At 47.5% G+C, this 3,052-nt stretch carries 2 protein-coding genes and 1 pseudogene; 1 reads left to right on the plus strand and 2 read right to left on the minus strand.

Annotated features, from left to right (window positions below; translation table 11 throughout):
* Nucleotides 1-285, plus strand: a pseudogene (locus ACY69O_RS05570) (TRAP transporter permease); the annotation flags it as partial.
* Nucleotides 286-339: 54 nt separating this feature from the next.
* On the opposite strand, the gene ACY69O_RS05575 reads toward ACY69O_RS05570, so the two are convergent.
* A complete protein-coding gene (locus ACY69O_RS05575; RefSeq protein ID WP_462332476.1) occupies nt 340-1,578 on the minus strand; it encodes a pyridoxal-dependent decarboxylase in 1,239 nt (412 codons plus the stop codon).
* A gap of 105 nt (nt 1,579-1,683) precedes the next feature.
* Nucleotides 1,684-2,616, minus strand: coding sequence for a phosphatase domain-containing putative toxin (locus ACY69O_RS05580; protein WP_462332477.1), 933 nt, complete (start codon nt 2,614-2,616; stop codon nt 1,684-1,686).
* Nucleotides 2,617-3,052 lie beyond the last annotated feature (436 nt).

The raw sequence follows: 3,052 nt of genomic DNA on the forward strand, positions 1-3,052 counted from the left end.
ATCGTGCCGTTCATGTTTGTTTACGCGCCTCAGCTCATGCTCATCAATACGACATTGGCAGAGGGTGCTTGGGTTGCGGCCAGTGCCTGCGTAGGCGTGTTCCTGATTGCAGTATCTGTCGAGGGATACCTCTTCACGCATATGGCGGTATGGCTCCGCATAGTGGCGGCGGCCGGAGCCCTGCTTCTTATCAAGCCGGGCATGGAAACAGATGCAATCGGACTCGCAGTGCTTCTCGTTGTACTGTTCTGGCAGAAAAAAACAGCGGCAAAAGCTGCTGCGTGAGTTAAAGCAAAAACACCATCCGAACAAAATCGGATGGTGTTTTTTATGCTTATTTCATTTCACGGCGGCAAGATCGTCAAGGAAGTTTTGCATGCGTTCTTTCGTTACGTGCTGCATAACGACGATATGAGCAAGGTCTCCGCCAAGTCTGTCGTCATAATCCGGAGCAAGGTCGTATTTCGTCACAATAGCTTCAGAAGGTCTCTTGAAATAGACCGTGTTGGACATTGGTTCCAGCCATGCTTTCCAGCCTATTCTGTCCAGCTCGCCTTTGAGCCATTTTGCACGCTCCAGCATACCGGTCGATTGCTCGGTGAAGCCCTCTACGCCGACATGATTGATAATCCACCAGAACTTCAGCGGGGCAAGAGCAGAGCGGGAGCAGTTAATCATAGGCATGCTGCCGTTGAGATAGGAAACACTGTAGGGATTTTGGTTTTCTTTTACAGTAACCGTAGTAAGGAAAAACCCGGCCGGTTCATCCATTCCGAAAAATTTGTGACCGCTGACCGCGATGGAATCGAAGGGATGCACCCTGCGGTCTACCATTTCCCGATATTCTGTATATGGCAGGTAGCCACCGAAAAGCGCCGCATCCACATGCCGATAAACAGTAATGTCCGGGTGCTTTGCCAATATAGCATTAATCGCGTCCTGGTCGTCTATACCGCCTTTGAAGGTGGTGCCCATAGCATATACCATCAGTGCGGGACGGCCGGGCTTCAATGCTTTTTCAAACTCAGATGGAATCATGCGCCCGTGTTCATCGGAGGGGATGAGAACCATCTCCAGGTTTTGAAGGTCGCCCAGACGCATATTGGAGTAGTGCGCGGCATCGGATACATAAAGAACAGGTTTCTTTCCTGTGACCTTTTCAAGATATTTTGCACCGAAATAAATTCCGTGATTGTTTCCGTCCGTTCCGCTGAAGGTAACGAGTCCCCACAGGTTGTTCTTATCAAAGCCGTAAAGTGGTCCGAAGAACTCAATGACCTCACGCTCAAAGCTCAGCGCGTTGATGATCTCACCATGAGGGTGAAAGGGGTCTCCTGCGTTGTTTACCATTGTAGAGCAGGCTCCGCTGTCAATGTACCACTGGTAAAAATCAACCATTCTAATATCATGGTTGAGAGGATACCCGAAATCCTTCTCTCTGCGCTCTGCTACATAGTCCGCATATTGCTCAAGACGATCATTTACCGCATCTGCCGGGGCGGCAAATGCTGAGCCGTACAAAATGCCAAGAGCAGCAGCGGCGATTCCAATAGTTTTTTTCCATGATTTGTGAAACATATTTTTCCCCCTCCCAATAGATAATTTACTGTAGTTATATTGTATAAAGATGATTATAAAATAACAATAGAAAGCATATTAGCGTATCAATTTATTTGGATGTAGTTAGTTATTATGCCGTGGGATTTTTTCTATCCATTCGCTCCAGCGGAGTGCTGTTTCTCCGGAATGTTTGGCGCGGATATAGCGGGAGAAATTTTGCAGGAGTTCAAGGCGTTGGGCGCTCCATTCGTTTTTACGGGCGTTATTTTTCAGAGCGGTCAGGTCACTGCCGCCGAGGAGGTACTGCCGTTTTATGATTTCTTCAAACGGAATGTCGGGGTTGCGGATTATGTCGTACATCGCCATAAAGGAGGTGGTGCGTCCATGTCCCGCATGACGGTGAAAATGAACCCAGGCATTGTCGGGGAGGGTTTCGACGAAGTCGAGGAAGGCTTCGATTGTCTCCGTGTCGGGATATTTTCTGTCGGTTACATAAAAACGTGCGTATCGAAAGCCGATTGCCTCGACAGTTTCTTTTTCATTCTGCACATTTTGGGGTGCGAAGGTTACGGCGTCGAAGCGTTTGGAGTCACTTTTGCCTTCGGGAGAGAAGGTCGTTGTATTTCCTGCGAGTTCTGATAGACGGGTTGTTTCGTCATACGCAGCTTCTGCAACGGTTTTTCCCTCGTTTGCCTGATTCATTTCCTCGTACCAGCTCACGGGAAGTCCGTCAGCAAAGCCATGGGATTCCTGCCGCAGGTCCACAACATAGATGGGGGCGCCGGGGGCGGCATCTGAAAGAATAGAGTAAAGCTTGGCAAAGATGTCGGCGGTGGGCTGGGCGCTGCCTGATATGCGAAGATTTTCAAGTCCTGCGCGAGCAGGGGCCCCTCCATCCGGGGTTATCCGCCAGTCATCGGAGGACATGCGGAAATTGCGCGGCTCCGTGAGAGCAGGATCCTCGTCCAGCCGCCACGAGGCTTCTGAAACTGCCGCCTCGGCAAGCAGCCAGACTACAGTGATAAGGATTAGGCTTTTTTGCAGTATGTTTTTCATAGTTCTGCTCCTTTCTTCAGTGTTATATTTCTATGCGGACTTGAAAAATCCTGTATGAGTTAGGGGGTTTTTGATGTGACAGTCTGAGAAAGATTGTGATTGATTTATCTGTTTTAATGCTTTTAATTATTGACATAAAATTGAAGTTCATTTCATTGAAATTAACTTCAATGAAATGAACTTCAATATAGGCAGCAAGTGCCGTGAGGGAAAATATACGCCTTGTGGATTTGCCGTGCATGTATGAATGATGGTGTTAGCGCTTTATGTTTGTAATTCTAAACATAAAGTTTTGTTTGTAAATACGAACATAAAAAGATTGTTGCCCGGAAGATTTCGGGGGACAATCTTTTTTTATACACAAGGGGGTATTTTTGTTTTTTGGTACAAATTGTCTAGGGAAATGATTGAAAAACGGAGAAAAAACTCGGGAAAA

This window comes from Schwartzia sp. (in: firmicutes) (genome assembly GCF_978017985.1).

What these genes read in the sequence shown, in the direction of transcription:
- ACY69O_RS05575 (WP_462332476.1), bottom strand. Translation starts at nt 1,578, where the DNA reads ATGTTTCACAAATCATGGAAAAAAACTATTGGAATCGCCGCTGCTGCT.
- ACY69O_RS05580 (WP_462332477.1), bottom strand. Translation starts at nt 2,616, where the DNA reads ATGAAAAACATACTGCAAAAAAGCCTAATCCTTATCACTGTAGTCTGG.